The sequence below is a fragment of the Nocardioides sp. genome (genome assembly GCF_030655615.1).
Classification (GTDB): Bacteria; Actinomycetota; Actinomycetes; order Propionibacteriales; family Nocardioidaceae; genus Nocardioides.
This window is the reverse complement of the sequence record NZ_JAURVJ010000221.1, coordinates 1-26868: the sequence shown is the minus strand read 5'-3', so window position 1 is coordinate 26868 and position 26868 is coordinate 1. Positions and strand designations below refer to the sequence as shown.

Annotated in this window: 26 protein-coding genes and 3 tRNA genes; 8 read left to right on the top strand and 21 right to left on the bottom strand. The window is 71.3% G+C overall.

Annotated features, from left to right (window positions below; translation table 11 throughout):
* Window positions 1-241 precede the first annotated feature (241 nt).
* The 6 genes from rplA to Q7T52_RS19505 form a co-directional block, all read right to left on the bottom strand.
* Complete coding sequence (rplA, locus tag Q7T52_RS19530; RefSeq protein WP_304805218.1) at window positions 242-964, bottom strand: 50S ribosomal protein L1; 723 nt, start codon at window positions 962-964, stop codon at window positions 242-244.
* Window positions 965-1048: 84 nt separating this feature from the next.
* Window positions 1049-1477, bottom strand: coding sequence for a 50S ribosomal protein L11 (rplK, locus tag Q7T52_RS19525; RefSeq protein ID WP_304805217.1), 429 nt, complete (start codon window positions 1475-1477; stop codon window positions 1049-1051).
* A 117-nt stretch (window positions 1478-1594) separates the two neighbouring features.
* The gene (gene nusG / locus Q7T52_RS19520) at window positions 1595-2440 is read right to left on the bottom strand and encodes a transcription termination/antitermination protein NusG (RefSeq protein WP_370692348.1); all 846 of its coding nucleotides are present in this window, start codon (window positions 2438-2440) and stop codon (window positions 1595-1597) included.
* 253 nt (window positions 2441-2693) lie between these two features.
* Window positions 2694-2951 (bottom strand): preprotein translocase subunit SecE, encoded by a 258-nt coding sequence (gene secE, locus Q7T52_RS19515; protein ID WP_304805215.1) that lies wholly within the window; start codon window positions 2949-2951, stop codon window positions 2694-2696.
* 78 nt (window positions 2952-3029) lie between these two features.
* A tRNA-Trp gene (locus tag Q7T52_RS19510) sits at window positions 3030-3102 on the bottom strand.
* Window positions 3103-3237: 135 nt separating this feature from the next.
* Window positions 3238-4653 (bottom strand): APC family permease, encoded by a 1416-nt coding sequence (locus Q7T52_RS19505; RefSeq protein WP_304805214.1) that lies wholly within the window; start codon window positions 4651-4653, stop codon window positions 3238-3240.
* A gap of 33 nt (window positions 4654-4686) precedes the next feature.
* Here Q7T52_RS19505 and Q7T52_RS19500 point away from each other — a divergent pair, with 33 nt between their 5' ends.
* Genes Q7T52_RS19500 through Q7T52_RS19490 form a run of 3 tightly spaced genes read left to right on the top strand, consistent with a single transcriptional unit; the run spans window position 4687 to window position 7498 of the window.
* Window positions 4687-5895 carry a pyridoxal phosphate-dependent aminotransferase gene (locus tag Q7T52_RS19500; protein WP_304805213.1) on the top strand — a complete coding sequence of 403 codons (1209 nt, stop codon included), beginning with the start codon at window positions 4687-4689 and terminating at the stop codon, window positions 5893-5895.
* Entirely contained in the window at window positions 5892-6920 is a 1029-nt protein-coding gene (locus Q7T52_RS19495) for an adenosine deaminase (RefSeq protein WP_304805219.1), read from the top strand. Before Q7T52_RS19500 ends, Q7T52_RS19495 begins: the two co-directional genes overlap by 4 nt.
* Before the next feature lie 29 nt (window positions 6921-6949).
* Window positions 6950-7498, top strand: coding sequence for a DUF4190 domain-containing protein (locus Q7T52_RS19490; RefSeq protein ID WP_304805212.1), 549 nt, complete (start codon window positions 6950-6952; stop codon window positions 7496-7498).
* Here Q7T52_RS19490 and Q7T52_RS19485 read toward each other — a convergent pair.
* The 9 genes from Q7T52_RS19485 to Q7T52_RS19445 form a co-directional block, all read right to left on the bottom strand.
* Window positions 7495-8532, bottom strand: a complete 1038-nt coding sequence (locus tag Q7T52_RS19485; RefSeq protein ID WP_304805211.1) for a UDP-N-acetylmuramate dehydrogenase — start codon at window positions 8530-8532, stop codon at window positions 7495-7497. The two genes, Q7T52_RS19490 and Q7T52_RS19485, sit on opposite strands and share 4 nt — an antisense overlap.
* Window positions 8525-8884: a MaoC/PaaZ C-terminal domain-containing protein gene (locus tag Q7T52_RS19480; RefSeq protein WP_304805210.1), complete on the bottom strand. Its 360-nt coding sequence runs from the start codon at window positions 8882-8884 to the stop codon at window positions 8525-8527. The genes Q7T52_RS19485 and Q7T52_RS19480 overlap by 8 nt, the downstream gene beginning before the upstream one ends.
* Entirely contained in the window at window positions 8884-9300 is a 417-nt protein-coding gene (locus Q7T52_RS19475; protein ID WP_304805209.1) for a MaoC family dehydratase N-terminal domain-containing protein, read from the bottom strand. Before Q7T52_RS19475 ends, Q7T52_RS19480 begins: the two co-directional genes overlap by 1 nt.
* A 9-nt stretch (window positions 9301-9309) precedes the next feature.
* Complete coding sequence (locus tag Q7T52_RS19470; protein ID WP_304805208.1) at window positions 9310-9705, bottom strand: VOC family protein; 396 nt, start codon at window positions 9703-9705, stop codon at window positions 9310-9312.
* 96 nt (window positions 9706-9801) lie between these two features.
* A complete protein-coding gene (gene rpmG / locus Q7T52_RS19465) occupies window positions 9802-9972 on the bottom strand; it encodes a 50S ribosomal protein L33 (RefSeq protein ID WP_304805207.1) in 171 nt (56 codons plus the stop codon).
* A gap of 45 nt (window positions 9973-10017) precedes the next feature.
* Window positions 10018-10094, bottom strand: a tRNA-Met gene (locus tag Q7T52_RS19460).
* Between the two features lie 17 nt (window positions 10095-10111).
* A tRNA-Pro gene (locus Q7T52_RS19455) sits at window positions 10112-10184 on the bottom strand.
* Window positions 10185-10268: 84 nt separating this feature from the next.
* Window positions 10269-11036 carry a DeoR/GlpR family DNA-binding transcription regulator gene (locus tag Q7T52_RS19450; RefSeq protein WP_304805206.1) on the bottom strand — a complete coding sequence of 256 codons (768 nt, stop codon included), beginning with the start codon at window positions 11034-11036 and terminating at the stop codon, window positions 10269-10271.
* A gap of 88 nt (window positions 11037-11124) precedes the next feature.
* A complete protein-coding gene (locus tag Q7T52_RS19445) occupies window positions 11125-13170 on the bottom strand; it encodes a PTS mannitol transporter subunit IICBA (RefSeq protein WP_304805205.1) in 2046 nt (681 codons plus the stop codon).
* Between the two features lie 218 nt (window positions 13171-13388).
* Between Q7T52_RS19445 and Q7T52_RS19440 the strand changes: the two genes are divergently transcribed.
* Window positions 13389-14447, top strand: a complete 1059-nt coding sequence (locus tag Q7T52_RS19440; RefSeq protein ID WP_304805204.1) for a zinc-dependent dehydrogenase — start codon at window positions 13389-13391, stop codon at window positions 14445-14447.
* A 167-nt stretch (window positions 14448-14614) separates the two neighbouring features.
* Here the strand turns inward: Q7T52_RS19440 and Q7T52_RS19435 are convergent, their stop codons facing one another.
* Together Q7T52_RS19435 and Q7T52_RS19430 are read right to left on the bottom strand one after the other, a co-directional pair.
* Window positions 14615-16030, bottom strand: coding sequence for an amidase (locus Q7T52_RS19435; protein ID WP_304805203.1), 1416 nt, complete (start codon window positions 16028-16030; stop codon window positions 14615-14617).
* Window positions 16031-16041: 11 nt separating this feature from the next.
* Window positions 16042-16626: a DNA-3-methyladenine glycosylase I gene (locus Q7T52_RS19430; protein ID WP_304805202.1), complete on the bottom strand. Its 585-nt coding sequence runs from the start codon at window positions 16624-16626 to the stop codon at window positions 16042-16044.
* 53 nt (window positions 16627-16679) lie between these two features.
* On the opposite strand from Q7T52_RS19430, the gene Q7T52_RS19425 reads away from it, so the two are divergent.
* A complete protein-coding gene (locus Q7T52_RS19425) occupies window positions 16680-17564 on the top strand; it encodes a hypothetical protein (protein ID WP_304805201.1) in 885 nt (294 codons plus the stop codon).
* Here the strand turns inward: Q7T52_RS19425 and Q7T52_RS19420 are convergent.
* Genes Q7T52_RS19420 through Q7T52_RS19410 form a run of 3 tightly spaced genes read right to left on the bottom strand, consistent with a single transcriptional unit; the run spans window position 17551 to window position 22150 of the window.
* On the bottom strand, window positions 17551-18738 hold the full coding sequence (locus Q7T52_RS19420) for an ATP-binding protein (protein WP_304805200.1): 1188 nt from the start codon (window positions 18736-18738) through the stop codon (window positions 17551-17553). The two genes, Q7T52_RS19425 and Q7T52_RS19420, sit on opposite strands and share 14 nt — an antisense overlap.
* Window positions 18735-19715 (bottom strand): pirin family protein, encoded by a 981-nt coding sequence (locus tag Q7T52_RS19415; protein ID WP_370692347.1) that lies wholly within the window; start codon window positions 19713-19715, stop codon window positions 18735-18737. The genes Q7T52_RS19420 and Q7T52_RS19415 overlap by 4 nt, the downstream gene beginning before the upstream one ends.
* Before the next feature lie 20 nt (window positions 19716-19735).
* Complete coding sequence (locus tag Q7T52_RS19410) at window positions 19736-22150, bottom strand: FdhF/YdeP family oxidoreductase (RefSeq protein ID WP_304805198.1); 2415 nt, start codon at window positions 22148-22150, stop codon at window positions 19736-19738.
* 191 nt (window positions 22151-22341) lie between these two features.
* Between Q7T52_RS19410 and Q7T52_RS19405 the strand changes: the two genes are divergently transcribed.
* From Q7T52_RS19405 to Q7T52_RS19395, 3 genes are all read left to right on the top strand, one after another.
* Window positions 22342-23124 (top strand): hypothetical protein, encoded by a 783-nt coding sequence (locus Q7T52_RS19405; protein ID WP_304805197.1) that lies wholly within the window; start codon window positions 22342-22344, stop codon window positions 23122-23124.
* Window positions 23125-23208: 84 nt separating this feature from the next.
* Complete coding sequence (locus tag Q7T52_RS19400; RefSeq protein ID WP_304805196.1) at window positions 23209-23676, top strand: nitroreductase family deazaflavin-dependent oxidoreductase; 468 nt, start codon at window positions 23209-23211, stop codon at window positions 23674-23676.
* Window positions 23677-23697: 21 nt separating this feature from the next.
* Window positions 23698-24618, top strand: a complete 921-nt coding sequence (locus Q7T52_RS19395) for a metallophosphoesterase (RefSeq protein WP_304805195.1) — start codon at window positions 23698-23700, stop codon at window positions 24616-24618.
* Window positions 24619-24642: 24 nt separating this feature from the next.
* On the opposite strand, the gene Q7T52_RS19390 is transcribed toward Q7T52_RS19395, so the two are convergent.
* Window positions 24643-26868 (bottom strand): ATP-binding cassette domain-containing protein (locus tag Q7T52_RS19390; protein WP_304805194.1); only part of this gene is annotated, 2226 nt, incomplete at its 5' end.

Sequence of the window (26868 nt, the reverse complement as noted above, 5' to 3'; positions counted from 1 at the left end):
AAGAGGCTCGGGGTCAAGGATCGCGCAGCGACCGCGCAGCGGCGCGAGCGAAGCGAGCGTCCTTGACGCCGAGACGCGGTCTGCTACGCGCGCGGCCACCCGACCCGGACCACGTGAGACCCGACGAAGGAGACGTGGCTTCGAGGCTCGCTGCGCTCGCACCTCAGCCGACGTCGCCGACCACATGACACCGGCCCGCCCAGCAGAGCTGGACGGGCCGACGTGGGGACGAGGGAGAGGCTCAGGCCTCGGGGCCCTCCTCCTCGGACGCGACGTTGCGCGTGCGGTTGGGGTCGACCTGGATGCCGGGGCCCATCGTCGTGGAGACGGTGACCTTGCGGACGTAGCGGCCCTTGGAGCTGGCCGGCTTGAGCCGCAGCACCTCCTCGAGGGCGGCGGCGTAGTTCTCGGCCAGCGAGGACTCGGGGAAGGACGCCTTGCCGATGATGAAGTGCAGGTTGGCGTGGCGGTCGACGCGGAACTCGATCTTGCCGCCCTTGATGTCGGTGACGGCCTTGGCCGGGTCGGGGGTGACCGTTCCGGTCTTGGGGTTGGGCATGAGGCCGCGAGGACCGAGCACGCGGCCGAGGCGGCCGACCTTGCCCATCATGTCGGGGGTCGCGACGACGGCGTCGAAGTCAAGCCAGCCACCGGCAACCTTGTCGATGAGCTCGTCGCCACCGACGATGTCGGCGCCGGCGGCCGTGGCGGCCTCGGCCTTGTCACCGTTGGCGAACACGAGGACGCGCGCGGTCTTGCCGGTGCCGTGGGGCAGGTTGACGGTGCCGCGCACCATCTGGTCGGCCTTGCGGGGGTCGACGCCGAGGCGCATGACGACGTCGAGGGTCTCGTCGAACTTCTTCTTCGAGGACGCCTTGGCGATCTTGATCGCGGCCAGCGGGGCGTAGAGCTCGTCCTTGTCGAACGTCTCCTCCGCCGCGCGGTAGGTCTTGCTGCGCTGCATGTCTGTCTCTTCTCTACGAGGATGTGGTCGTTGTGAGCCAGCGCGGCTCTGCCACAGGAGCTGGGTGGAACACGTTCGGTGAGGTCACTCGGTGGTGACGCCCATGGATCGCGCGGTGCCCTCGACGATCTTCATGGCGGCGTCGATGTTGTTGGCGTTGAGGTCGGGGAGCTTGGTCGTCGCGATCTCGCGCACCTGGTCCTTGGTCAGCTTGCCGACCTTCTCCTTGTGCGGGACGCCCGAGCCCTTCGACAGACCGGCAGCCTTCTTGATGAGCTCGGCGGCCGGCGGGGTCTTGGTGATGAACGTGAACGAACGGTCCTCGTAGATGGTGATCTCGACGGGGATGACGTTGCCACGCATGGACTCGGTCTGCGCGTTGTAGGCCTTGCAGAAGTCCATGATGTTGACGCCGTGGGGACCGAGCGCGGTACCGACCGGCGGGGCCGGGGTCGCGGCGCCGGCCTGGAGCTGCACCTTGACCAGTGCGGCGATCTTCTTCTTCGGAGGCATGCTTCTCTTCCTGTTCTCGTGGTCATGACGAGGGCGTGGTCGCCCCCTGCCACCGGGGTGTTGCTCTGGTGATTGTGGCTCTCCCCCGGAGACCAGGGGAAATCCTCAAACGATGGGTCAGACCCGCTGGATCTGGTTGAAGCTGAGCTCGACCGGGGTCTCGCGGCCGAAGATCTCGACGAGGGCCTTGACGCGCTGCGACTCGGCGTTGATCTCGGTGATCGTGGCGTGCAGCGTGGCGAACGGGCCGTCGACGACCATGACCGAGTCGGAGATCGAGAAGTCGGCGACCTCGATCGGCTTCTTGGCGGTCGTGGCGGAGCCACCCGTGGTGGTGCCGGCAGCGGCCGCGGCGACCTCGGCGGCGGCCTGGACGGCGGGGGCGAGCATGTTCTCGACCTCGTCCATCAGCAGCGGGACGGGCTGGTGGCTGTTGCCCACGAAGCCGGTGACCGACGGCGTGTGCCGCACGGTCGACCAGGACTCGTCGGTGAGGTCCATGCGGACCAGCACGTAGCCGGGGTGGGACGGGCGCTTGCGGGTACGGCGTTGGCCGTTCTTGATCTCGACGATGTCGGCCATCGGGACGACGATCTCGTGGATGTAGTCCTCCATGTTGAGGGACACGATCCGGTTCTCGAGGTTGGACTTCACCCTGTTCTCCATGCCGGAGTAGGTGTGCACCACGAACCAGTCACCGGGCTTGGCCCACAGCTCACGGCGGAACGCCTCGAGCGGGTCCTCGTCGACGACCTCCTCGGGCACGTCCTCGGCGTCGCCGGCCTCGAGCGTGTCGACGGTTTCGTCGACGCCCTCGGCGGCAACGTCGTCAGCCACCTCGCCCTCGGCCTCGACCAGGTCGGCAATGGGCTCGTCGGTCTCGCCCAGGTCGATCACGTCGTCATCGGTGTCGGCGTCGACCGGTGCGGTGCCCTCGGCGGCACCGTCGGTGGCCTCCAGCACGTCGTCGTCGAACGTCGGGGCCTCGACGGCCTCGGACTCGTCGGTCTCGGCAGTGTCGGCGGGCGGGTCGACCTGCTCGCCGGGCTCGACGGTCTCGACCGTGGCGTCGGGGTTGTCGGCCTCAGGGTCGGCCAGGTCGGCCAGGTCGGCCAGGTCGGCAACGGGCTCGTCGTACTGCTCGGACACGTGGTGCTCCATCAGTTGCTGTCGGGTGGGGCGGCGGGGCGCGGCCTCGGGGGCACGCGCCGGGCGGTCAGACGCCGTCGCTGCCGTCGAAGATCGAGAAGGCGAGCTTGCCGAAGCCCAGGTCGAGCACGGCGACGATCCCCATCATCACCATCACGAAGACCATCACCACGATGAAGTAGGTGACGAGCTGCTCCTGCGTCGGGTAGACGACCTTGCGCAGCTCGGCGACCACCTGGCGGTAGAACGTCGGGATGCTGGTGCGCTTGCGGGGCTCACCGGACCTGTCGTCCCGGGAACCGCGGACCGCGCTGCTGTCCGACACGCCACTCACCTCTCGCCGTACGTCGTGTTGCTCAGAATTCGTAGATGGTGCTGGTCCTGCTGGTTGTGCGTGGTCTTGCAGGGCACGAGGGACTTGAACCCCCAACCTTCGGTTTTGGAGACCGATGCTCTGCCAGTTGAGCTAGTGCCCTCCGTCGAACTCCGTCAGCCTCGGCGACCCGGGAGCGGGCACGGCAAAGCATCGGGGAGATCCACCAATCAGGGAGTCTACGGCGCGATGGTGAGCCGCGTCCAAATACCTCCCGATGACGCTCCGAGAGAGGCGGTCAGCGACCGCTCGGCTCGCCGCGCCGGGCGCCCTCGGGACGGGTGCGGTCGCCGAAGGCGTACTCGACGAGGAACAGCACCAGGCCGAGCATGAGCAGCCCGCCGACCCACAGCAGCGAGCCCGGGTCGTCGACCACGACGTAGACGAGCAGGACGGCGTTGCCGACCAGTCCGAGCACGAGGACCGGAGTCGGCGCGTGGTAGTTCTCCTCGGTCTCGGCCTCGCCGCGGAGCTTGAACGCGGCGACGATGACGAGCGAGTAGATGAACAGGGTGAACACGACGGTGACGGTCGCCAGGCGGTCGACCACGTCGATGCCGGCGCCGGTCTCGTTGAGCACCCAGCCGACGAGGAGCAGGCCCATGACGACGGCGGCGCAGAACAGCAGCGCGAGAACCGGGCTCCGGCGGCGCTGGTGGATCTTGGCGAACGCGCCGGGTACGACGTCCTCGCGGGCCATGCCGTAGAGGATGCGCGACTGCGTGACGACGGAGACGAGGGTCGTGTTGGTGATCGCGGTCATCGCGATGATCGCGAACACGATGCTGAGCACGGACACCGAGATCGGCAGGACCCCGGACTCGACCACGTCGAGCAGGGGGGCGTCGGAGCTCGCGAGCTGCGAGACGTCGACGACGAGAGCCGCGGACATCGCCACCAGGACGTAGATGACTCCGGCGGCGAGCATGCCGCCGACCAGCGCCCGAGGGAAGTGCTTGGCCGGGTCGACGACCTCCTCGGCGACGTTGGCCGCGTTCTCGAACCCCGTCATGGCGAAGAACGCCAGGGCGACGCCGGCGACGACGGCGAAGATCTCGTTGCCGTTGGTGCTGAAGTCGGTGAGCGTGTCGAAGTGGGAGTCGCCCTTGCCCGTGTTGACGACCGCGATGAGGAGCACGACCACGAGGCCGGTGATCTCGACGATGGTCATGACGAGGTTGGCGACCACCGACTCGGTGATGCCGAGGTAGTTGACGATCGTCAGCAGCACGATCAGGCCGAGCGAGACGAGGATGGCCGGCGGTAGTGACCAGACCGTGTCGAAGTAGCTCGCGAAACCGGTCGCCAACGACCCGGACGCCGCGAAGCAGGCCGACAGCATGCTGACGGTGACCAGGAAGGTCAGGATCCGGCTCTTGAACGCCTTGTTGACGAACAACGCGGCGCCGGCCGCCTGCGGGAACTTGGTGACCAGCTCGGCGTACGCCGCCCCGGTGATGGTCGCGATCGAGACGCCGATGAGGAACGCGATCCAGAAGGCACCGCCGACCTCACCGGCGACGGCCCCGATCAGCACGTAGATGCCCGAGCCCAGGACGTCGCCCAGCACGTAGAAGAAGAGCAGGCGGCCGGTGATGGTGCGCTTGAGGCCGGATTCCTCGCCCGCGGTCTCGACCTCGGATATGTCGGTCATCGTGACTCGCTCCCTGTCTCTACGATGGGTTCCATGACCTTGAGCCCCCGCGACAGACGAGTCTCACGACGCATCGGCGCCATCGCCGAGTCGGCCACGTTGAAGGTCGACGCCAAGGCGAAGGCACTCAAGGCGGAGGGGCGCCCGGTCATCGGCTTCGGCGCCGGGGAGCCGGACTTCCCGACACCTGACTACATCGTCGACGCCGCCGTCGAAGCCTGCCGCGACCCCAAGAACCACCGGTACACCCCGGCAGGCGGGCTGCCCGAGCTCAAGAAGGCCATCGCCGCCAAGACCCTGCGCGACAGCGGCCTCGAGATCGAGCCCGCGCAGGTGCTGGTCACCAACGGCGGCAAGCAGGCGATCTACGCAGCCTTCGCGGCGATGGTCGACCCCGGCGACGAGGTCATCGTGCCCGCGCCGTACTGGACGACCTACCCCGAGGCGATCCAGCTCGCCGGCGGCGTGCCCGTCGAGGTGCTGGCCGACGAGACCCAGGACTACAAGGTCACCGTCGAGCAGCTCGAGGCGGCACGCACCGACAGGACCAAGGTGCTGCTCTTCGTCTCGCCGTCCAACCCGACCGGCGCCGTCTACACCTCCGCCGAGATCAAGGCGATCGGCCAGTGGGTCGAGGACAACGACCTCTGGGTGCTGACCGACGAGATCTACGAGCACCTCGTCTACGACGACGGCGACACCGGCTCGATGCCCGTCCTCTGCCCGTTCCTCCAGGACAACTGCGTCGTCGTCAACGGCGTGGCCAAGACCTACGCGATGACCGGCTGGCGGGTCGGCTGGATGATCGGCCCCAAGGACCTGGTCAAGGCCGCCACCAACCTGCAGAGCCACGCGACCTCCAACGTCTCCAACGTGGCGCAGCGGGCCGCGATCGCCGCGGTCGAGGGCGACCTCACCGCCGTCGACGAGATGAGGACCGCGTTCCACCGCCGCCGCGCGACCATCGTGTCGATGCTCAACGAGATCGACGGCGTCCTCTGCCCGATGCCGGGCGGCGCGTTCTACGCCTACCCGTCGGTCAAGGGCCTGCTCGGGCGGGAGCACGGCGGCAAGGTCATCGACACCTCCGCCGACCTCGCCGAGTACATCCTCGAGACGGCCGAGGTCGCGGTGGTGCCCGGCGAGGCGTTCGGCTCCCCCGGCTACCTGCGGCTGTCCTACGCGCTGGGCGACGACGACATCGTCGAGGGCATCACGCGGCTCCAGAAGCTGTTCTCCTGACCGCCGCGGCGCCGGCGCGCGACCTCCTGACGCTGCCCAAGGCCCACCTCCACCTGCACTTCACCGGGTCGATGCGGCACGGGACGCTGCTCGAGCTCGCCGAGCGCGACGGCATCGCGCTGCCCGACTCGCTGGTCTCGGAGTGGCCGCCGCAGCTGAGCGCTGCCGACGAGAAGGGCTGGTTCCGCTTCCAGCGGCTCTACGACGTCGCGCGGTCGGTGCTGCGCACCGAGGGCGACGTACGCCGGCTGGTCCAGGAGGCCGCCGAGGACGACGTGCGCGACGGCGGCCGGTGGCTGGAGATCCAGGTCGACCCGAGCGGCTACGCCGCCCGCTTCGGCGGCATCACCGCCTTCACCGACCTGGTGCTCGACGCGGTGCGCGACACCTCGGCACGCACCGGTCTCGGCCTCGGCGTCGTCATCGCGGCCAACCGCACCCGACACCCCCTCGACGCCCGCACCCTGGCGCGGCTCGCGGCGCAGTACGCCGACCGCGGCGTCGTCGGGTTCGGCCTGTCCAACGACGAGCGGCGTGGCAGCACCGCCGACTTCGCGGGCGCGTTCGCGATCGCCGAGCGGGCGGGCCTGACCCTGGTGCCGCACGGCGGCGAGCTGCGGGGGCCCGACCACGTGCGCACGTGCCTCGACACGCTGCACGCCGACCGGCTCGGCCACGGCATCCGCTCCGCCGAGGACCCCGACCTCCTCGCCCGCATCGTCGACGCCGGCGTCGCCCTCGAGGTCTGCCCGGTCTCCAACGTCGCGCTCGGCGTCTACTCCGACCTCACGTCCGTGCCGCTGCCCACGCTGCTCGAGGCGGGGGCCACCGTCGCGCTCGGGGCCGACGACCCGCTGCTGTTCGGGTCGCAGCTGGCCGCGCAGTACGCCACCATGCGCGCGGCCCACGAGCTCGACGACCCGACGCTGGCCGAGCTCGCCCGGATGTCGCTGCGTGCGTCGCAGGCACCCGACGACCTGAGGACAGCCGCGCTCGCCGACGTCGATGCCTGGTTGGAGGCATGATCCGGCGTCGCCGGTGACATGATCCCGGCATGACGCAGCCGCCCGACGAGACGCCTGACTTCCTCGCCAAGCCGGTCTCGCCATCAGGTGAGCAGCCCGGCGAGCAGCCCAGCGACCGGACCAGCGACCAGCCGCCTCCGCCCCCGACGTACCCCACCTACGGCGGCGGCGAGCCCACCAGCCCCTACGTCTCCCAGCCCGGCCACGGCGGCGTGCCCCCGCAGCCCGGCTACCAGCCCTACGCCCAGCCCTACGCCCCGGTGCCGGGCATGCCCGGCTATCCCTTCGCGCAGGCCCACAGCGGCGCCAACGTCGCGATGGGGCTCGGCATCACCAGCGTGGTGTGCGCGCTCGGGACCTTCGTCTGCTGCGTGACGATCCCGGGCGTCCTCGCGGGTCCGTTCGCGATCGCGCTGGGGGTGCGGGCGCGCAAGGAGATGCAGGAGCGGCCCGGTCTCTACAACAACGAGGCGGCCGCCACCACCGGCCTGGTCACCGGCATCATCGGCACCGTGCTGGGCCTGGCGATGGTCGCGATCGTGGTGTTCTTCTTCGGGTTCCTCTGGTCGGTCGGCTAGAGCTCGCAGCCGACGAGGACGGGCTCGTTGACCAGCGTCACGCCGTACGCCGAGCGCACGCCGTCACGCACCGCTCGGGCCAGCGCCAGGACGTCGTCGGTGGTCGCCCCGCCGCGGTTGGTGAGGGCCAGTGTGTGCTTGGTCGAGAGGCTCGCGGCGGCGTCGTCGCGCACGGCGTAGCCGCGGCCGAAGCCGGCGTGCTCGATCAGCCACGCGGCGCTCGTCTTGACCAGCCCGTCGCCGGCCGGCCAGGCCGGGGCACCTGCGGGGACCGCGTCGACCGGGAGGACCGGGTTGGTGAAGAACGAGCCGGCGCTCCAGGTGTCGTGGTCGTCGGCGTCGAGGACCATGCCCTTGCCGCGCCGCAGGCCGAGCACGGCGTCGCGGACCGCGGCGAGCGGCGCACGCTGCCCGGCCTCGACGCCCAGGGTGCCGGCCAGCTCGGCGTAGGTCACCGGGGCACCGAGCGACCCGACGGTGAGCTGGAAGGTCACGTCGAGGACGACGTGACGGCCGGGGTCGGCCTTGAAGCGCGAGTGGCGGTAGCCGAAGCCGCAGTCGGGTCCGGCGAAGGTGCGGACGCCGCGCAGCCGGCGGTCCCAGACGCGCACACGGGCGACGGTCTGGGCGACCTCCTGGCCGTAGGCGCCGACGTTCTGGACCGGCGTCGCCCCGACGGAGCCGGGGATGCCGGACAGCGCCTCGACGCCGACCCAGCCGTGGGCGACGGCGTGGGCGACGAAGCCGTCCCAGTCCTCGCCGGCGGCCACGGTCACGAGCACTCCCCCGCACGTCGCGTCGTCGCCCTCGTGGTCGGCCACGACGCCCCGCGTCGCGACCTCGACGACGGTGCCGTCGAACCCGGCGTCGGCGACGACCAGGTTGCTGCCCCCGCCGAGCACGAGCACGGGCTCGCCGGCCTCGTCGGCGGCCGTCACGGCGTCGACCAGCGCGGCCTCGCTGGTCGCGGTGACCCACCGCCGCGCCGGACCACCGAGCCGCAGCGTGGTGTGGTCGCGGAGCAGGTCAGCCACGCAGGGTCGCCTGGCAGCGGCCGAGGACGCTCACGCCCTCGCAGGTGACGGTGACGGCGATGGTGCCGTCGTCCTTCTGGGTGCCGGCGACGACGACGTCGACGCCCTCGACCGGCACGACGACCGGCTTGGTGAACTTGGCACCGATCGTGGCGATGCGGCCGGTCTCGCCGAGCGACTCGTCGACGTAGCGGGCGGCCAGGGCGAGGGTGTACATGCCGTGGGCGATGACGCCGGGCAGGCCGACCGCGACCGCGACGTCCTCGTCCTGGTGGATTGGGTTGTGGTCACCGCTCGCGGCGGCGTAGGCCACCAGGGCCTCGCGGGTGACCCGGAAGGTGCGGGGCTCCATCACGCACCGTCCTCGGGGTCCTCGGGGCCGCGGTGGACCAGCGTCGCGGTGCCGGTGCACACGAGCGCCCCGTCGGCGTCGGTGACCGCGCTGGTGGTGCCGATGATGTCGTTGCCGCCGATGGTGCGCAGCGTCGCGACCGACAGGGCGACCGTGAGCACGTCGCCGGGCACGACGGGCCGCTCGTGCCGGAACTCCTGGGCGCCGTGGTCGATGCGCGACAGGTCGAGCGCCTCGGCCTCGAGGAACGTCAACATGGCCGAGAACGCCGGGACGATGGGATAGGTCGCGGGCGCCGGCCCCCCGTCGTACGACGCCCCGGTGGCCTCCACGAACGCCCGGACGGCGTCGACGGTGACCTCGTGGGGCGGGGCCGGGGGGTAGGTGCGACCGACGATGGTGGGGTCGACGGGCATGGGTCCAACCTAGCGGTCGAGGGTCGCGAGCTCGGCGGGCGTGAGGGCCCGCAGCACGCAGAGCTCGTTGCCGAACGGGTCGCGCATCACGACGAACGACGCGTCGTCCGGCTGGCCCACGTCGGCGCGGGTGGCACCGAGGCGCTCGAGCCGGGCCACCTCGGCGTCCTGGTCGTCGGGCCGCAGGTCGAGGTGGAGGCGGTTCTTGACGCTCTTGCCCTCGGCGACCCGCACGAACAGCAGGTCGGGGGCGACGCCGTCCTCCAGGCTGCCGGCCGGTGGCTCGAGCACCACCTCGTCGTCGACGACGTGGGTGGTGCGCCAGCCCAGGGCCTCGACCCAGAACGCGGCGGCCGCCGCGGGGTCGGGCACGTCGACGACCAGGCACTGCCAGCGGAGGCTCACGGGTCGAGGCTGCCACCCCGGCGGGTCACCACGCGAGCGGAAAAACAGTCGACCCACCAGCCCGGCGGAGCGGGCGGCGGGTCGGTGAGACGAGCGTCAGCGGGTCTCGCGGTGCGCGGTGTGCTTGCGGCAGCGCGGGCAGAACTTGTTGAGCTCGAGCCGGTCGGGGTCGTTGCGCCGGTTCTTCTTGGTGATGTAGTTGCGCTCCTTGCACTCCGTGCAGGCGAGCGTGATCTTGGGGCGGACGTCGGACGACTTGCTGGCCACGATGGTTCCTCTGCCGGACTGGGTGTGATGGGCGAACTGGTGTGCTGGTAGCGGGAGCGGGACTCGAACCCGCGACACCACGATTATGAGTCGTGTGCTCTAACCACCTGAGCTACCCCGCCATGGTTCGAGTGGTGAGAGCCCCTTTACGGAATCGAACCGTAGACCTTCTCCTTCCCATGGAGACCCTCTGCCGACTGAGCTAAAGGGGCAACGACGGAGAACGATACACAGGGGTCCGACGATCAGCGAAATCGGTTCGAACCCCTTGTCCTGCCGCTGCTTCGGACACCCTCTCAGGCCACCACGACGGTCACTCCAGCGGCCTCCAGAGCCTTGCGGTCGACGGGGTCGATCGCGGTGTCGGTGACCAGCACGTCGACGTCCACGAGGTCGGCGAAACGGACCGGGCACTCGCTGCCGATCTTGCTCGCGTCGGCGAGCACCACGACCTGGCGGGCGCTGCGCACGATGGCCCGCTTGGTGGCCGCCTCGTCGCTGTTGGGGGTCGACAGCCCGTGCTCGACCGAGATGGCGTTGGTGCCCAGGAAGGCCACGTCGACCCGCAGCCGGCCCAGGGCCTCGACGGTGTCGGCACCCACCGCCGCCTGCGTCGTGGAGCGCACGCGCCCCGGCAGCAGGTGCAGGTCGTGGTGGGCCAGCGCCACGAGCCGGGCGGCCACGGGCACGGCGTGGGTGAAGACGGTCAGCCGCTGGTCGCGCGGCAGCAGGCTCGCCAGCCGCGACGTGGTCGAGCCGGCGTCGAGCATCACCGTGCCGCCCGCCGGCGGCAGCAGGTCGAGGGCGGCTCGGGCGATCCGGTCCTTCTCGGCGGTGTTGGCCTGGTCGCGCTCGCTGAGCCCGGACTCGAGCACCTTGAGCGAGCTGGCCGGCACCGCGCCGCCGTGCACCCGGCGGACGAGCCCCAGACGGGCCAGCGACGACAGGTCGCGCCGGACGGTCTCGGTCGTGACGTCGTAGGCCTCGGCCAGGGCCGCGACCGACAGCCGCCCTCGCTCGGCGACCAGCTCGGCCATGGCCTGCTGGCGCTCCTCGGCGTACATGCGGCTCCTTGGGTGACGCGGATGGCCGACGGCCTCGGTGCGTGATGGTCTATCACGCACGAAGGCCGTCACGGGGGCGTACGCGGGGTCAGGCCGGCTGCACCTGGCCGAGGATCGCGCGCACCTCGTCGGGGCTCGTGGCGGCCTCGAGGCGCGCGACCTGGTCGCGGTCGCTGAACACCTTGGCGATGCGGCCCAGCAGGGCCAGGTGGTCCTTGCCGGCGCCGGCGATGCCGACGACGAAGCGGACCTCCTTGCCGTTCCAGTCGAGCGGCTCGGCGTACCTCACGAAGGAGAGGCCGGTACGCCGCACCGCCGACTTAGCCTCGTTGGTGCCGTGCGGGATGGCGAGCAGGTTGCCCATCGCGGTCGAGACCGACCGCTCCCGCTCGTGCATCGCGTCGACGTAGGCGGGCTCGGCGGCGCCACAGGCGACCAGGAGCTGCCCGGCCTCGCTGATGGCGTCGTCGCGGCTGGTCGCACGGCCGTCGAGGACGATCGACTCGGCGGCGAGCACGTCGCCGGCCGCCTCGTCGTCGGGCTCCGCGGCCTTCGCGAGCCCGGCCGGGGCCACTCCCCCGCCGGTCTCGGCACCCTCGGCACGGTCGAGCAGGGCGACGATCTCGTCGTACTGCGGGCTGTTCATGAAGTTGTCGACCGACACGTGGATCGCCGACGGGCTCTTGGCCCTGGCCCTTTGGGTCAGGTCCTGGTGGGTGACGACGAGGTCCTGGTCGTCACCGAGGTTGGAGATCGCCTTGTTGACGACGGTGACGTCGCCGTGGCCGGCCTCCTGGATCTTGCGGCGGAGCACCGAGGCACCCATGGCCGAGGAGCCCATGCCGGCGTCGCAGGCGAAGACGATCGAGCGGATCGGGCCGGAGGAGGTGGCCGAGCCGAGCAGCGCCGAGGTGACCGACGACTTCTTGCCCTTCATCGTCTCCATGCTGGCGGTGGCGCCGGCCAGGTCGCCGGAGTCCTCGCTCTTGTCGATCTTGAGCAGGAACGAGGCCACGACGAAGGTGACGGCGGCCGCGGCGATGACCGAGAGCGTCACCCCGACGAAGCTGCCGGCGGGCGAGGCCGTCCAGACCGCGATGATCGAGCCGGGCGAGGCGGGCGAGCGCAGGCCGGAGTCGAAGACCACGTTGACGCCGATGCCGGTCGCGCCGCCGGCGATCATGGCGAGGAGCAGGACCGGCTTCATCAGCACGAACGGGAAGTAGATCTCGTGGATGCCGCCCACGAACTGGATCAGCGCGGCGCCGGGGGCCGACGCCTTGGCGGCGCCCTTGCCGAAGAAGGTGAAGGCCATCAGCAGGCCGAGACCCGGGCCGGGGTTGGCCTCGAGGAGGAACAGCACCGACTCGCCGGTCTTGGCCGCCTCGGAGGTGCCGAGCGGGGTCAGGATGCCCTGGTTGACGGCGTTGTTGAGGAAGAGCACCTTGGCCGGCTCGATGAAGATCGACGTCAGCGGCAGCAGGTTGTTCTCGACGAGCTTGTCGATCACGTTGGAGGCGAGGTCGCTGAACCGCTCGACGAACGGGCCGGCGACGACGAAGCCGAGGATGGCGAGGATGCCGCCCCAGATGCCGGCGGAGAAGTTGTTGACGAGCATCTCGAAGCCGGGCCGGATCTTGTGGGCCCACAGCGCGTCGAGGCGCTTCATCGACCAGCCGCCGAGCGGCCCCATGACCATGGCGCCGAGGAACATCGGCACGTCGGCACCGGTGATCGCACCCATCGTGGCGATCGCTCCGACCACGCCGCCGCGGATGTTGTCGTCGTAGGTCATCCGGCCGCCGGTGTAGCCGATGAGCAGCGGCAGCAGGTAGGTGATCATCGGGCCGACGATCCCGCCGCCGGCACCCTTGCCCCACCCGCCGAGCTCCTCGACGAAGCCGTAGCCGCCCTCGTAGCCGAAGACGTCGCCGCCGATGAGGGTGATCCAGCCCGTCTCGATGAACAGGGCGGTGATGAGGCCCCAGGCGATGAACGCCCCGATGTTGGGCAGCACCATGTTGGACAGGAACGTCCCGAACCGCTGGACCCGGACGCGGAGACCGGCGGACCCGGACCCTCCGGACCCTGGGTCGGCGGCGGTCGGGGGTGAAGCGGCGTGGGTGGTGGCCATGGTGAGTCCCTCCTAGCGGCCCCCGGCGACTGGACCAAGGACCCAGGGGCCACCCGATCGCTGTGAGGCACGTCATACTGATCTGTGAATGCCTTTATATGAGCCTGGTCACTCGGGCGTCAAGGGTCAGAACCAACATGTTCCAAAATGAATGCAGGTGTTCGGTGCTAGCGTGAGCGCCGTCACCCATCCCCGACGCCTGCAAAGGACCCCGCACCATGAAGGCACTGCGCTTCTACGCCCCCGAGGACGTCCGCCTCGAGGAGGTCCCCGAGCCCGACTGCGGTCCCGACGAGGTCAAGCTGCGGGTGCGCAACTGCTCGACCTGCGGCACCGACGTCAAGATCTTCCACAACGGCCACCAGAACCTGACGCCCCCGCGGACCCTCGGCCACGAGGTCGCCGGCGAGGTCGTCGAGGTCGGCTCCGACGTCAACGCGACCTACGGCAGCGACTGGCAGGTGGGTGACCGGGTCCAGGTCATCGCCGCCGTCCCGTGCGGCGAGTGCCACGAGTGCCGCAAGGGCTGGATGGAGGTCTGCCAGAACCAGACGTCCGTCGGCTACCAGTACGACGGCGGGTTCGCCGAGTTCATGATCGTGCCGCAGCAGGTGCTCAAGGTCGACGGGCTCAACAAGATCCCCGACAACGTCGGCTACGACGAGGCCTCGGCCGCCGAGCCGTTCGCCTGCGCCATCAACGCCCAGGAGCAGATGGGCATCGAGGAGGGCGACTTCACCGTCGTCTTCGGCGCCGGTCCCATCGGCTGCATGCACATCCGGATCGCCCGCGGAGTCCACAAGGTCGGCACCGTGGTGCTCGTCGACATCAACGAGGAGCGGCTGAAGATGTCGGCCGACGCCGTCCAGCCCGACCACGTGATCAACGCGGCGGAGGTCGACGTCGTCGCCAAGGTCATGGAGCTCACCGACGGCCGCGGCGCCGACGTCGTCATCACCGCCACCCCGGCCAACGTCACCCAGGAGCAGGCCATCTCGATGGCCGCCCGCCAGGGCCGGATCTCGTTCTTCGGCGGCCTGCCCAAGAACGACCCGTTCATCAAGGCCGACTCCAACCTCATCCACTACCGCCAGCTCCACGTCCACGGCGCCAACGGCTCCTCGCCCGAGCACAACAAGCGGGCGCTGCAGTACATCTCGACCGGCCAGGTCCCGGTCAAGGACCTCATCACCGCCCACGTCGCCCTCGACGACGTCCTCGACGCCTTCGCCCTCGTCAAGGCCGGCGAGGCCATCAAGGTCACCGTCGAGCCCTGACCTCACGCTGACCCGTCCTCGATCTACGACGGGTCACCGCACGTCTCGCTGACCCGTCCTCGATCTACGACGGGTCACCGCACGTCTCGCTGACCCGTCGTAGATCTACGACGGGTCAGCGTGTTCTCCGATCGACCCGTCGTAGATCTACGACGGGTCGACGGTTCCTAGACCTGGAGGACGGGGAAGGGGCGGGCTTCCTCGAGCTCGTAGGCCAGCTCGAGGAGGACGGCCTCGTGGCCGGCTCCGGCGCCGAACATCATGCCGACGGGGAGCCCGTCGGCCGAGGTGGCCAGGGGCAGGGAGATCGCGGGGTCGCCGGTCGCGTTCTGGAGCGGGGTGAACGAGACCCAGTCCATGAGGCGCTCGATGACGGTCTCGTAGGGCTGGGTCGGGTCGAGGTGGCCGACGCGGGGCGTGACGGTGCCGAGGGTGGGCGTCAGCGTGACGTCGTACGACGCGTAGAACTCCGCTGACTCGGCCGTCGACCTCCGGAGCCGCCGGACCGCGCCGGGCAGGCGGTGCAGGTTGCGGGTCGCGTGGCGTGCGAGGCCGTGGGTCAGGTTGTCGAGGCGGCTCGGGTCGAAGGTGCGGCCGTGGTGGCGGCGTCCGGTGCGGACGAGGAACAGCGCCAGGGTCGACCAGTAGAGCAGGAAGTCATCGGCGAACCCGGGCGCGACCGGGGCCTCGACCTCCTCGACGCGGTGCCCCAGCTCCTCGAGCAGCGCGGCGGTCTTGAGCGTGAGGTCGGCGACCTCGGGCGAGGCCCCGGGGCCGTTGCCGGCGCCGGTGGTGTTGAGCGCGACCTTGAGGCGCTTGCGGCCGGGGCGGGTGATGTCGCCGACCGGCGGGAGCGACAGGGTGCGGTAGACGTGCTCGGCCTCGCGGTAGAACGCCGCCGTGTCGCGGACCGAGCGGGTGACGACCCCGTCGGACACGATCCGCACCGGCATCTCGCGCAGGGTCTTGTCCTGGGCCAGCCGGCCCCGGGTCGGCTTGAGCCCGACCAGGCCGTTGACCGCGGCGGGGATGCGGATCGAGCCGCCCCCGTCGTTGGCGTGCGCGATCGTCAGCGCGCCGGACGCGACGAGCGCCGCCGACCCGGCCGACGACGCGCCGGCGACGTGGTCGAGCGACCAGGGCGAGCGCACCGGGCCGAGCCGGGGGTGCTCGGCGGCGGCCGAGAAGCCGTACTCCGACAGCTGGCTCTTGCCCAGCGGGACCAGTCCGGTCGCGAGGTACATCCGGGCGAAGTCGCCGTCGGCCCTGGCCGGGCGTCCCACCCACGCGTCGGTGCCCTCACGGGTCGGCATCCCCGCCACGTCGCAGTTGTCCTTGACGACCGTCGGAACGCCCGCGAAGAAGCCACCGCGCGGGTCGCGCGCCTCGACCCGGGCGCGGTCGTAGGCGGTGAAGGCCATCGCCCCCAGGTCGGCGTCGACCGCCTGCACCCGCGCGATCGCGGCGTCCACGGCGTCGCGGACGCCCACGTCGCCGTCCTGGATCGCGGCCACCAGGGCGACGGCGTCGAGCGTGCCGAGGGCGTCGTCGGTGACCGCGCTGACCCGGCGTGCGGACGTCATGGGCCGCGACGCTACCCGGCGGCCGTCCCGCGCCGGAAGCAGCCGTCCATGTGGGGGTCGAAGACGCCGATGGCCTCCATCAGCGCATACATCGTGGTGGGCCCGACGAAGACGAACCCGACCTTCTTCAGTGCCTTCGACAGGGCCTTGGACTCCTCCGAGGTGGTCGCCATCGCCGAGGTGTCGTCGTAGGACGGGGGGTCGGCCGGGGCGAACGACAGCACGAACGCCTCCAGTCCCCCGCTCTCGCGCAGCGCCACCGTCGCCCGCGCGTTGGTGACCGCCGCCGCGACCTTGAGCCGGTTGCGCACGATCCGGGCGTCCTCCATCAGCCGCGCCTGGTCGGCGTCGTCGAACGCCGCGACCCGCTCGGCGTCGAACCCGCAGAACACCTCGCGGAACGCCTCGCGCTTGCGCAGGATCGTCGACCAGGACAACCCGGACTGGAACGCCTCGAGCGTCAGCCGCTCGAGGTAGGCCGCCTCGCCGTGGACCCGGGTGCCCCACTCCTCGTCGTGGTAGTCGCGCATCACGCTCGGGGTCGGCCCCGCCCACGGGCAGCGCGTGACGCCGTCGTCGCCGGTCAGAGGTCCCATGGGGGCCATCGTGCCCGACGGGGGCGCAGCCGGGTCCCCTCTATGCTGCGCCGGTGCCTCTGCGACGCTCCGCCGCCGTCCTGCTGGCACTCCTGACCCTGCTGTCCGCGGGCGCGCTCGCCGGCTGCTCGGACGACGACGGCGGAGCCAGTACGCCGAGCGCCGAGGTCACGCCGACCGCCGTCGGCGACCGGGCGCTGGTCGAGGTGCTCGACCCGGGCGCGGACGCCCGGCGGGTCCTCTCGCTCGGGCTCGCCGACGGCACGACGACCGACGCCACGCTCGTCATCTCGCAGGAGGTCGTCGCGGACGACGAGCCGACGGTGGTGCCGCCGGTCACGGTCCCGTTCGCGCTGGGGGTGACGGCGGGCGACGGCGACGAGGTCACGACCACGCAGACCTACGCCGCGCCGACCGTCGACCCGACGGGGGCGATGCCGGCCGCCGTGGCGCGCGTCGAGGACGCCATCGGCCCGATCGCCGGGACGACCTCCCAGCTCGTCGTGCGCCCCGACGGCACCGTCGTCGAGGCGACGAGCGGCGTCGACGCGGCCGCCCAGTTCGACGCCCAGCTTCGCGCGCTGGTTCCGGTGCTGCCGACGACCGAGGTCGGGGTCGGGGCGCGCTGGTCGTCGACCTCGGTGGCCGAGGTCGGCGGGGCGCTGGTCGACCAGGTCGCGACGTACACGCTGGAGTCGCTCGAGGACGACACCTACGGCATCAGCGTGACGATCGAGCAGACCTACCGGCCCGGGCCCGTCGGCGACGTCGAGGTGCGCTCGGGCCTGGGCACGGTGTCCGCGCGGCTCGACGGCACGCTGGGCCGGCTGCTGCCCGACCGCGCGACCGGCAACGTGTCGACGCAGGTGTCCTACGTCGTCGGCGGCGAGGTCACCGAGGTGCGGACGACGGTGGCGCTCGCACTCACGGCGTCCTGAGCGGCAGCACGAACGAGAAGGTGCTGCCGGCGCCCTGCTCGCTGACGACACCGAGCTCGCCGCCCATGAGCGCGACAAGCTTGCGCGAGATGGCCAGGCCGATGCCGGTGCCGCCGTACTCGCGGGTGACCGACGAGTCGGCCTGGCGGAACATCTCGAAGATGATGGCCTGCTGGTCGGGGGCGAGGCCGATGCCGGTGTCGGTGACGGCGAAGCGGACGCCGAGGACCCCGTCGTCGGCGGTCCCGTCGCCACAGCGGACCGCACCGTCGAGCGGCTCAGCGCTGACCGAGACCTCGACCCGGCCCTCGTGGGTGAACTTGCCGGCGTTGTCGACGAGGTTGGTGAGGACCTGCGCAATCCGCTCGGCGTCGCCGAGGAGCCGGTCCGGCAGCTCGGGGTCCACGGTGCAGGAGAAGGCCAGACCCTTGTCGTCGAAGGCGCCGCGGACCATGACGGTGGTCTCGTCGACGAGGTCGGCGAGCACGAACGGCCGGGTGACGATCTCGGCGGTGCCGGCCTCGATGCGGGAGAAGTCGAGGATCTCGTCGACCAGCCGGAGCAGCCGCTCGCCCGAGCGCTCCATCAGCGTGACCAGCTGCTCCTGGTGGGGGGTGAGCTCGGACTCGCCGAGCATCTCCGCGGCGGCGAGCACGCTCGTGAGCGGCGTGCGGATCTCGTGGCTCACCGTGGCGAGGAACGCGGACTTGGCCTCGCTCGCGCTCTCGGCGGCGCGGCGGGCGTCGTCGAGCATGTGCTGGAACTGCTTGCGCTCGGTGATGTCCTCGGCGATGCCGTAGACCTCGACGACCTCGTCGTCGACGACGATCGGCAGACCGATGATCTCCAGCTCGCCGATGCTGCCGTCAGCACGCTGGAACCGGACCTCGAAGGCGCTGGCCTGGCGGTCGAGCAGGCCGGCGAAGTAGCCCTGGACCGTCGCCACGTCCTCGTCGAGGAGCAGGTCGACGAACGACCGGTCGAGCAGCTCCTCCGCGGTGTAGCCGCCGCTCTGCAGCAGCGCCTCGGCGTTGACGGCGGTGAACCGGCCCTCGAGGTCGAGCGAGAAGACCCCGTCGGGGTGGTAGTCCGACAGCGAGTCGAGCCGGGCCTTGGTGAGCTTGAGCGTCCAGGCCGGGTCGTCCTCCCGGTCGTCGAGCCGGGTGCTCCTCATCGACGCTCTCGCAGCCGCACGTGCGGCATCTCGGGCGACGGGATCGGCGCGAGGGCGTCGCCGACCGGGATGCCGAAGCGGCCGTCGACGTACGTCGTCCCGTCGGCTCCGCCGGTGACCTGCGCCTGCCACTCGGCGCGGAAGGCGACGACCTCCTCGTGGGTGCGGCCGACGAAGTTCCACCACATGACGATCGACTCGCCGAACGGCGGTCCGCCCAGGAGCAGCAGGCGGACCGGCTCGTCGCCGGCCGTGAGGTCGAGGTGGCCGGCTCCGGGCGGCACGTAGACGAGGTCGTGGGCAGCGGCGTCGTGGCCGGCGACGGCCACCGACCCGGTGTCGACCAGGACCCCGTGCTCGAAGCCCGGGTCGACGTCGAGCGAGACCCGGGCACCGGCGTCGAGGCACAGCTCGGCGCCCAGGAGCGGGGTGGCGGTGGCCACCGGCGACGTCTCACCCAGCAACGACCCGAGGAACACGCGAGCCTCGTACCCGCTGCGGCGCACGGGATGCGGTGCGTGGTGGGCGAACGCCGGGGCGTCGTCACGGGCGTGGTCGGGCAGGGCCACCCAGAGCTGCGCACCGTGGAGGGTCGTGGACGCAGCCGTCGAGACCTCGGAGTGGCTGATGCCCCGGCCTGCGGTCATCAGGTTGACCTCGCCGGGCCGCACCATCGCGTGGTGGCCGGCGCTGTCACGGTGCTCGATCTCGCCGGTGAAGAGCCAGCTCACCGTCTGCAGACCGGTGTGGGGGTGGGGGGCGACCTTCATCGTGGTCGTGTCGGGTCCGTAGTGGTCGACGAAGCACCACGCGCCGATCAGGCTGCGCTCCCGCGACGGGAGGGTCCGGCGTACGGTCATCGCCCGCGGGCCACCCAGCGGGACCTCGCGCGGGGTGAGCACCTCGACGCCCGCCGCGGGCCCGGCGGCACAGGTCACCTCACGTGGGTCCCGGTCGAGAGCGCTCACGGGACCCATGGTGGCACCTGCGAGCCGGGTCAGCTCTGCTGGATCGGGTCCGTTGCACGCTTGTGACCGTGCTCGACGTCGGCGTCGGCCGGCCGGGTCACCCCGGGCCGCCCGCCACGCGGCTTCTCGAGCCGCACGACCACCGACTTGGAGGTCGGGGTGTTGCTGCCCTCGGCCTTGGAGTCGAGCGGGATCAGCGGGTTGGTCTCGGGGTAGTAGGCCGCCGCGCAGCCGACCGGCTGGTCGTAGGCGACGACCCGGAAGTCGGGAGCGGTGCGCTCCGAGCCGTCCTCCCACTCGCTCACCAGGTCGACCAGGTCGCCGTCGGACCAGCCCAGGTGACGGATGTCGTCGGGGTGCACGAAGACGACCCGGCGACCGTTCTTGATGCCGCGGTAGCGGTCGTCGAGCCCGTAGATCGTGGTGTTGAACTGGTCGTGGCTGCGCAGGGTCTGCAGCAGGAGCCGACCCTCGGGCACCTCGAGCACCTCGAGCGGGCACACGGAGAAGATCGCCTTGCCCGCCCCGTCGCCGGTCGTCGGGAAGTCGCGGGAGTCGCGCGGCGGGTGCGGGAGCACGAACCCGCCGGGCTGGTCGACCTTCTCGTCGTAGGCCGCACACCCCGGCACCACGTTGGCGATCCGGCGCCGGATGGCCGTGTAGTCGTCGCGGAACTCCGACCACGGGATGTCGGGCCCACCGGCCCCACCGGCACCGCCCTCGCCGTCGGCCGCGCCGAACGTCGCCTCGGCGAGCGAGCAGACGATGTCGACCTCCGAGCGCAGCAGCGGCCCCGCCGGGGCCAGCGGTCCCTTGGACGCGTGCACCGCGGACATCGAGTCCTCGACGGTGATCCGCTGCTCGTGCCCGCCGGTGAGGTCGCGCTCGGAACGGCCCAGCACGGGCAGGATGAGCGCCTCGCGGCCGGTGACGACGTGGGAGCGGTTGAGCTTGGTCGAGACGTGGACCGTCAGGTCGGTACGGCGCAGCGCGTCCTCGGTGACCTCGGTGTCGGAGACCGCGGAGGCGAAGTTGCCGCCCATCGCGAAGAAGAAGCGCGCCCGGCCGTCGCGCATCGCCTTGACCGCGTCGACCGTGTCGAGCCCGTGCTCGCGCGGCGGGTCGAAGCCGAACTCGGCCTGGAGCGCGTCGAGGAACGCCGGCTTGGGGCGCTCCCAGATCCCCATCGTGCGGTCGCCCTGCACGTTGGAGTGGCCACGCACGGGGCACAGCCCCGCACCGGGCTTGCCGATGTTGCCCTGTGCCAGGGCGACGTTGACCATCTCCTTGATCGTGGCGACGGAGTTGCGGTGCTGGGTGATGCCCATCGCCCAGCAGAAGACGGTGGCCTTCGACGCGACGAGCATGGCGCCCAGCTCCTCGATCTGCGCCCGGCTCAGCCCGCTCGCCCGCTCGACCTCCGCCCAGTCGAGCCGGGCGATGTGCTCGGCCCACGCGTCGTAGCCGTGGGTGCGGGTGGCGACGAAGTCGTGGTCGATCGCGTCGTGCTCGAGGAGGTAGGCCGCCAGCCCCTGCCACAGCGCGAGGTCGCCGTTGATCCGCACCGGGAGGTGCAGGTCGGCGAGCTCGGTGCCGTTGGCCAGCCAGCCCTTGGGGTTCTGGGGGTTCTTGAACCGCACCAGCCCGGCCTCGCGCAGCGGGTTGACCGAGACGATCCGGCCGCCGTTCCTCTTGGCCTTCTCGAGCGCCGAGAGCATCCGCGGGTGGTTGGTGCCGGGGTTCTGGCCGGCGACCACGATGAGCTCGGCCGTCTCGACGTCGTGCAGCGAGACCGACCCCTTGCCGATGCCGATCGTCTCGGCGAGGGCGACCGAGGTGGACTCGTGGCACATGTTCGAGCAGTCGGGCAGGTTGTTGGTGCCGAAGGCGCGGGCGAACAGCTGGTAGGCGAACGCCGCCTCGTTGGAGGTCTTGCCCGAGGTGTAGAACACCGCCTCGTCCGGGCTCGCGAGGCCGCGCAGGTGGGCGCCCATCATCGCGAAGGCGTCGTCCCAGGCGATCGGCTCGTAGTGGGTGGCACCGGCCCGCTTGACCATGGGCTCCACGATCCGGCCCTGCTGGCCGAGCCAGTAGTCGGTGCGGTCCTCCAGCGACGCGAGCGAGTGCTCGGCGAAGAACGACGGCTCGACGCGCCGCTTGGTCGCCTCCTCGGTGACCGCCTTGGCGCCGTTCTCGCAGAACTCGGCCGTGTGGCGGTGCGACGGGTCGGGGTCGGGCCAGGCGCAGCCCTGGCAGTCGAAGCCCTCGACCTGGTTGAGCCGGAGCAGGGTCCGGGCGGTGGTGACCGGTCCCATCTGCTCGACGGCCCGCTTCATCGCGACCGCGACCGCGGTCGGGCCGGCCGCCGCGTGGGCCTCGCTGCCGACCTCGAGGTCGGCCTCGTCGATGTCGTCGTGTGGGGCACTGCGCAGCGGACGGACCATGGGTCCATCCTGAACCCCTCCTCGAGGACGGGCCCACACCCCCTGGAGCGATCGGGAGCAGGGGCCGCGGCACGGATGCGCAATAGCCCGCAATGACCTGTCGCCGCTACCCCCCGGCGCGTTAGGTTGCAGCGCCGACCGCGACGCCGCGGTCCCACCAACCTGCCGTTCCCGAACCCGAGGAGCCCTCGATGTCCGACTACCCGCCTCCCCCGCCGCCGCCCGGCGGCTATGGATCCCCGCCGCCGCCGCCCCCGGGGGGCTACGGCGGTCAGCCGGGTACGCCGCCCTACAGCGTGGGCAACGCCGTCAGCTACGGCTGGGCGAAGTTCCAGGCCAACGCGGGCCAGATCATCATCGCCGGTCTCATCGCCCTGGTCGCGATCGTGGTCTTCCAGGTCATCGCGGTCGTCATCCGCGGCATCATCGTCACGGGACCCGAGTGCACCGGCACCGGCTTCGACATCGAGTGCACCGACGGCAGCGGCTTCTTCGTCTCGGTCTTCGCGAGCGCGATCTCGAGCTTCCTCTTCTTCGTCGTCTACCAGATCATCGGCGCCGGCATCATCCGCGGCGCGCTCGGCATCACCGAGGGTCGCCCGTTCGAGTTCAACGAGCTCTTCAAGACCGACAAGCTCGGCCCGGTCGTCATCACCAGCCTGATCTCCGGCGCGATCGTCTTCGTCGGGACGCTGCTCTGCTTCCTGCCCGGCATCATCGCGTCCTTCATGCTGTCCTTCGCGCTCTACTTCGTGATCGACAAGGACATGTCGCCGATCGAGGCCATCACCGCGAGCTTCAACCTGGTCAAGGACAACGTCGGCACCGCGCTGCTCTGGGCGATCGTGGCCTTCGCCGTCACGCTCGTCGGCTTCATCGCCTGCGGCGTCGGCGCGATCGTGTCGATCCCCGTCGCGTTCATCGGCACGGCCTACACCTACAAGCTGCTCACCGGCCAGCAGGTCGCGGCCTGACCCCGCCCCACCCCACGACGTACGGCGCCGGTCTCCCTCGTGGGACCGGCGCCGTCGTCGTCGGCGGAGCACTAGCCTGCGGCCATGGGACTGCTGACTCCGCTCGCCGTGCGCATCGGCGCCCTCTCGTGGATGCCCAAGCTGCTGCCGCAGGTCGTGTGGGTCGACACCCGGCTCCAGCGGGTGACCAAGGGCCGCGTCACGGTGCTCGACATCGCGGGGCTGCCCAACCTGGCGCTCACCGTGCCCGGCCGCAAGAGCGGCATCCCCCGCACGACGCCGCTCCTCTGCGTCCCCCACGAGGGCGGCTGGCTCATCGCCGGCTCCTACTTCGGCGGCCCGAACGTCCCCCTGTGGGTCGGCAACCTGCGCGCCACGGAGCGGGCCCGGGTGCGCTTCGACGCCCGGGAGGCCGAGGTGACCTGGCGCGAGGTCGAGGGCGAGGAGCGGGCCGCGCTGTGGCAGGCGATGCTCCGCACCTGGCCCAACTTTGCCAAGTACGAGGAGCGCACCACCCGGGTGATCCCGGTGTTCTACCTGCAGCCGGCCTGATCCCGCCACTAGCCTGGTCCTGTGCCGGACGTCGTGCAGCTGGGTCACCACCCGCCACCTCGCCACGTGGTCGCCCACCTCAGCGACCCGCACCTGCTCGCCGGCGGCGCGCTGCAGTACGACGCCATCGACCCCGACGCCGGCCTGGTGCTCGCGCTCGAGCGGCTGCGCCACGTCGACCCGCCGCCCCAGGTGCTCGTCTTCACCGGCGACCTGGCCGACAAGGCCGAGCCGGCGGCCTACGCGCGCCTGCGTGAGCTGGTCGAGCCCGCCGCGGAGGCGATGGGCGCCCAGGTCGTCTGGACGATGGGCAACCACGACGAGCGCGCGCCCTACTCGCAGGCGCTCTTCGGCACCGCGAGCGACGAGCCGCAGGACCGCGTGATCGAGGTCGACGGACTGCGGGTGGTCGCGCTCGACACGAGCGTGCCCGGCTACCACCACGGCGAGCTCGAGCCCGCGCAGCTCGCCTGGCTGGCCGACGTGCTCTCGACGCCGGCGCCGCACGGCACCGTGCTGGCGATGCACCACCCACCCATCCCGCTGCCGATGCTCCGCGCCGCCGAGCTCATCGAGCTGGCCGACCAGGACGCCCTCGCCGCGGTAGTCGCGGGAAGCGACGTCCGGGTGGTCCTGGGTGGTCACTTCCACTACACGTCCTGGTCCACCTTCGCCGGCGTCCCGGTCTCGGTCGCGTCGGCCTCGTGCTACACCGCCGACCCGGCGCCGATCGAGCGATTCGTGTCGGGCGTCGACGGCCACCAGGCGTTCACGATGCTGCACCTCTACGACGGCCAGGTCGTCCACACGGTCGTGCCGCTGGCCGCGGCGCCGGAGGTGACGGGCCACCCGTCGGACGTGGTCGCGCAGGTCGAGGCGCTGTCGGTCGAGGAGCGGCGCGAGATCCTGTCGCGCAAGGACTCGGAGTTCAACGCGGGCTGACCCCCGACCTGGGCCGTGGGTCGCTCAGCGGTCGGACGTCGCGCTGCGCTTGACCAGCAGGTAGCCGGCCGCCGTGGTGAGCGCGGTCAGCAGGAACAGCATGAGGACCGCGAGCAGGTAGTGCCCGGCGCCCGCGTCGATGAGGGAGTCGCCCGAGAAGCGCTCGTCGTCGGGACGGCCGAGGCCCATCGCGCTGCCGGTGGCGGCGTAGGCCCAGCGCGACGGCGCCAGCCAGGCGACCTGCTCGAGCAGCGGGCGGCCGTGGATCTGGAAGAGCGCGGCCGACAGCACCAGCTGGATCATGATCATGCCGACCAGCGCCGGCATGGTCTGCTCGGTGCTGGTCACGATCGCCGACAGCGTCAGCCCGGCGACGACCATCGAGGTGGCGAGCAGCCCGATCACGATCGCCACCCGGAGGGCGCCCAGCCGTCCGTCGGGCCCGGGCAGGCCGACCGTCGCGATGAAGGTGACGACGAGCCCCTGCACGAACGCGGCGAACCCCAGCACGATGATCTTGCTCGCGAAGTAGACCCCTGGCGAGAGGCCGACGGCGTACTCGCGGCGGAAGATCGGCCGCTCCCCCACCAGCTCGCGGATGGCCAGGGCGGTGCCCATCAGGCAGGCGGCGACGATGAGGACGATGAGACGCTGGAGCGACTCCCCCGGCGCATAGACGAGCTCGACCGGGCACGACCTCGGCGACCCGCCCGGCGGGCAGACCCGCGAGTCGTCGAGTGACAGTCCGTCGGTGCCCGGGACGATGCGGCTGAGCAGGCCGAGAACGAGCGGCAGGGCGAGCAGCATCGACAGCAGCAGCCGGTCGGCGACGACGACCGCCATGTTGCGACGGACGAGGGTCGAGAGCTGCTTGCCGAACGACTGCCGCGGCGCCGTCGGCACCGAGGCCGCGGTCGACTGCAACCGCCCGGTCTCGGTGCTGGCACGGGGCGCGGCGATCCGCGACCAGAGGTCGGGCTCGTCGAGCAGGTCGAAGACCATCGGATAGTTGGGCACGCCGAAGTGGGCCAGGACGCCGGCGGGCGGGCCGAAGTAGGCAATCCGGCCACCGGGCGCGAGCACCATCACGTTGTCGCAGACGTCGAGCGCGAGCACCGAGTGGGTGACCACGACGACGACCCGGCCCTCGTCGGCGAGGGTGCGCAGCTGCTTCATCACCTCGAGGTCGAGGCCGGGGTCGAGGCCCGAGGTCGGCTCGTCGAGGAAGAGCAGCGGCGGCGCCGTCAGGAGCTCGGTGGCGATCGAGACCCGCTTCTTCTGGCCGCCGGAGAGCTGGCTGCCGATCCGGTTCTCGAGGCGCTCGAGGAGCTGCAGCTGGCCGGCGACGGTGCGCACCCGCTGGTCGCGCTCCTGGGCGCGGGTGTCGGGCGGGAGCCGGAGCTCGGCGGCGTAGGCGAGGGCCTGGCGGACCTTGAGCTGCGGGTGCTGGATGTCCTGCTGGGGCACGAGCCCGATCTGGAAGCGCAGCTGGTCGTAGTGGGCATAGAGGTCGTGGCCCTGCCAGATCACCCGCCCGTGCGTCGCCGGGCGCAGCCCGGTGAGGGCACCGAGCAGCGTCGACTTGCCGGCCCCGGACGGGCCGATGACCGCCGTCAGCGACGAGGGGTCGAGGGTGCAAGACACGTTCTCGAGCAGTCGCTTGCCGCCGGCGACGACGACCGACAGGCCGTCGGCGTACAGGGTGAACTCGTGCTGGGTGGCCGACGACAGCAGCTGGGCGCCGTCCCAGCGGAACGTCTGGTTGCCGACGATGACCTCGTGGCCGGGCTCGAGCGGGACCGCGCCGGCCACGCGCCGGCCGTTGACGAAGACGCCGTTGAAGCTGTTGAGGTCACGGAGCACGGCGGGTGCCCCGAGATCGAGGCGGCAGTGGAACCGCGAGACCAGCGGGTCGTCGAGCACGATGTCGTTGGACAGGTCGCGGCCGATCGTCACCGCGCGTCCGGGTGCTGCGTGCGCGGGCAGCATCGTCCGGCCGTGGGCGAGCTGACCCGGCGGCACGACCGACTGCGCCACGACCGGGGCGTCGCCGGCGCGGGGCGGCGGGGTCGGGACGTAGGGAGGCGGCAGCTGACCGGTCTGCGGCCCGCTCTGCGAGTACGCCGGGGGCTGGGCCGGCTGCTGGACCGGCTGCTGGACCGGTTGGAAGGGCGGGGGCGCAACCGGCTGCTGGACGACCGGCACGGTCTGCCACACGTGGAGGGTCTCGCCCTGCGGGTCACCCAGGGC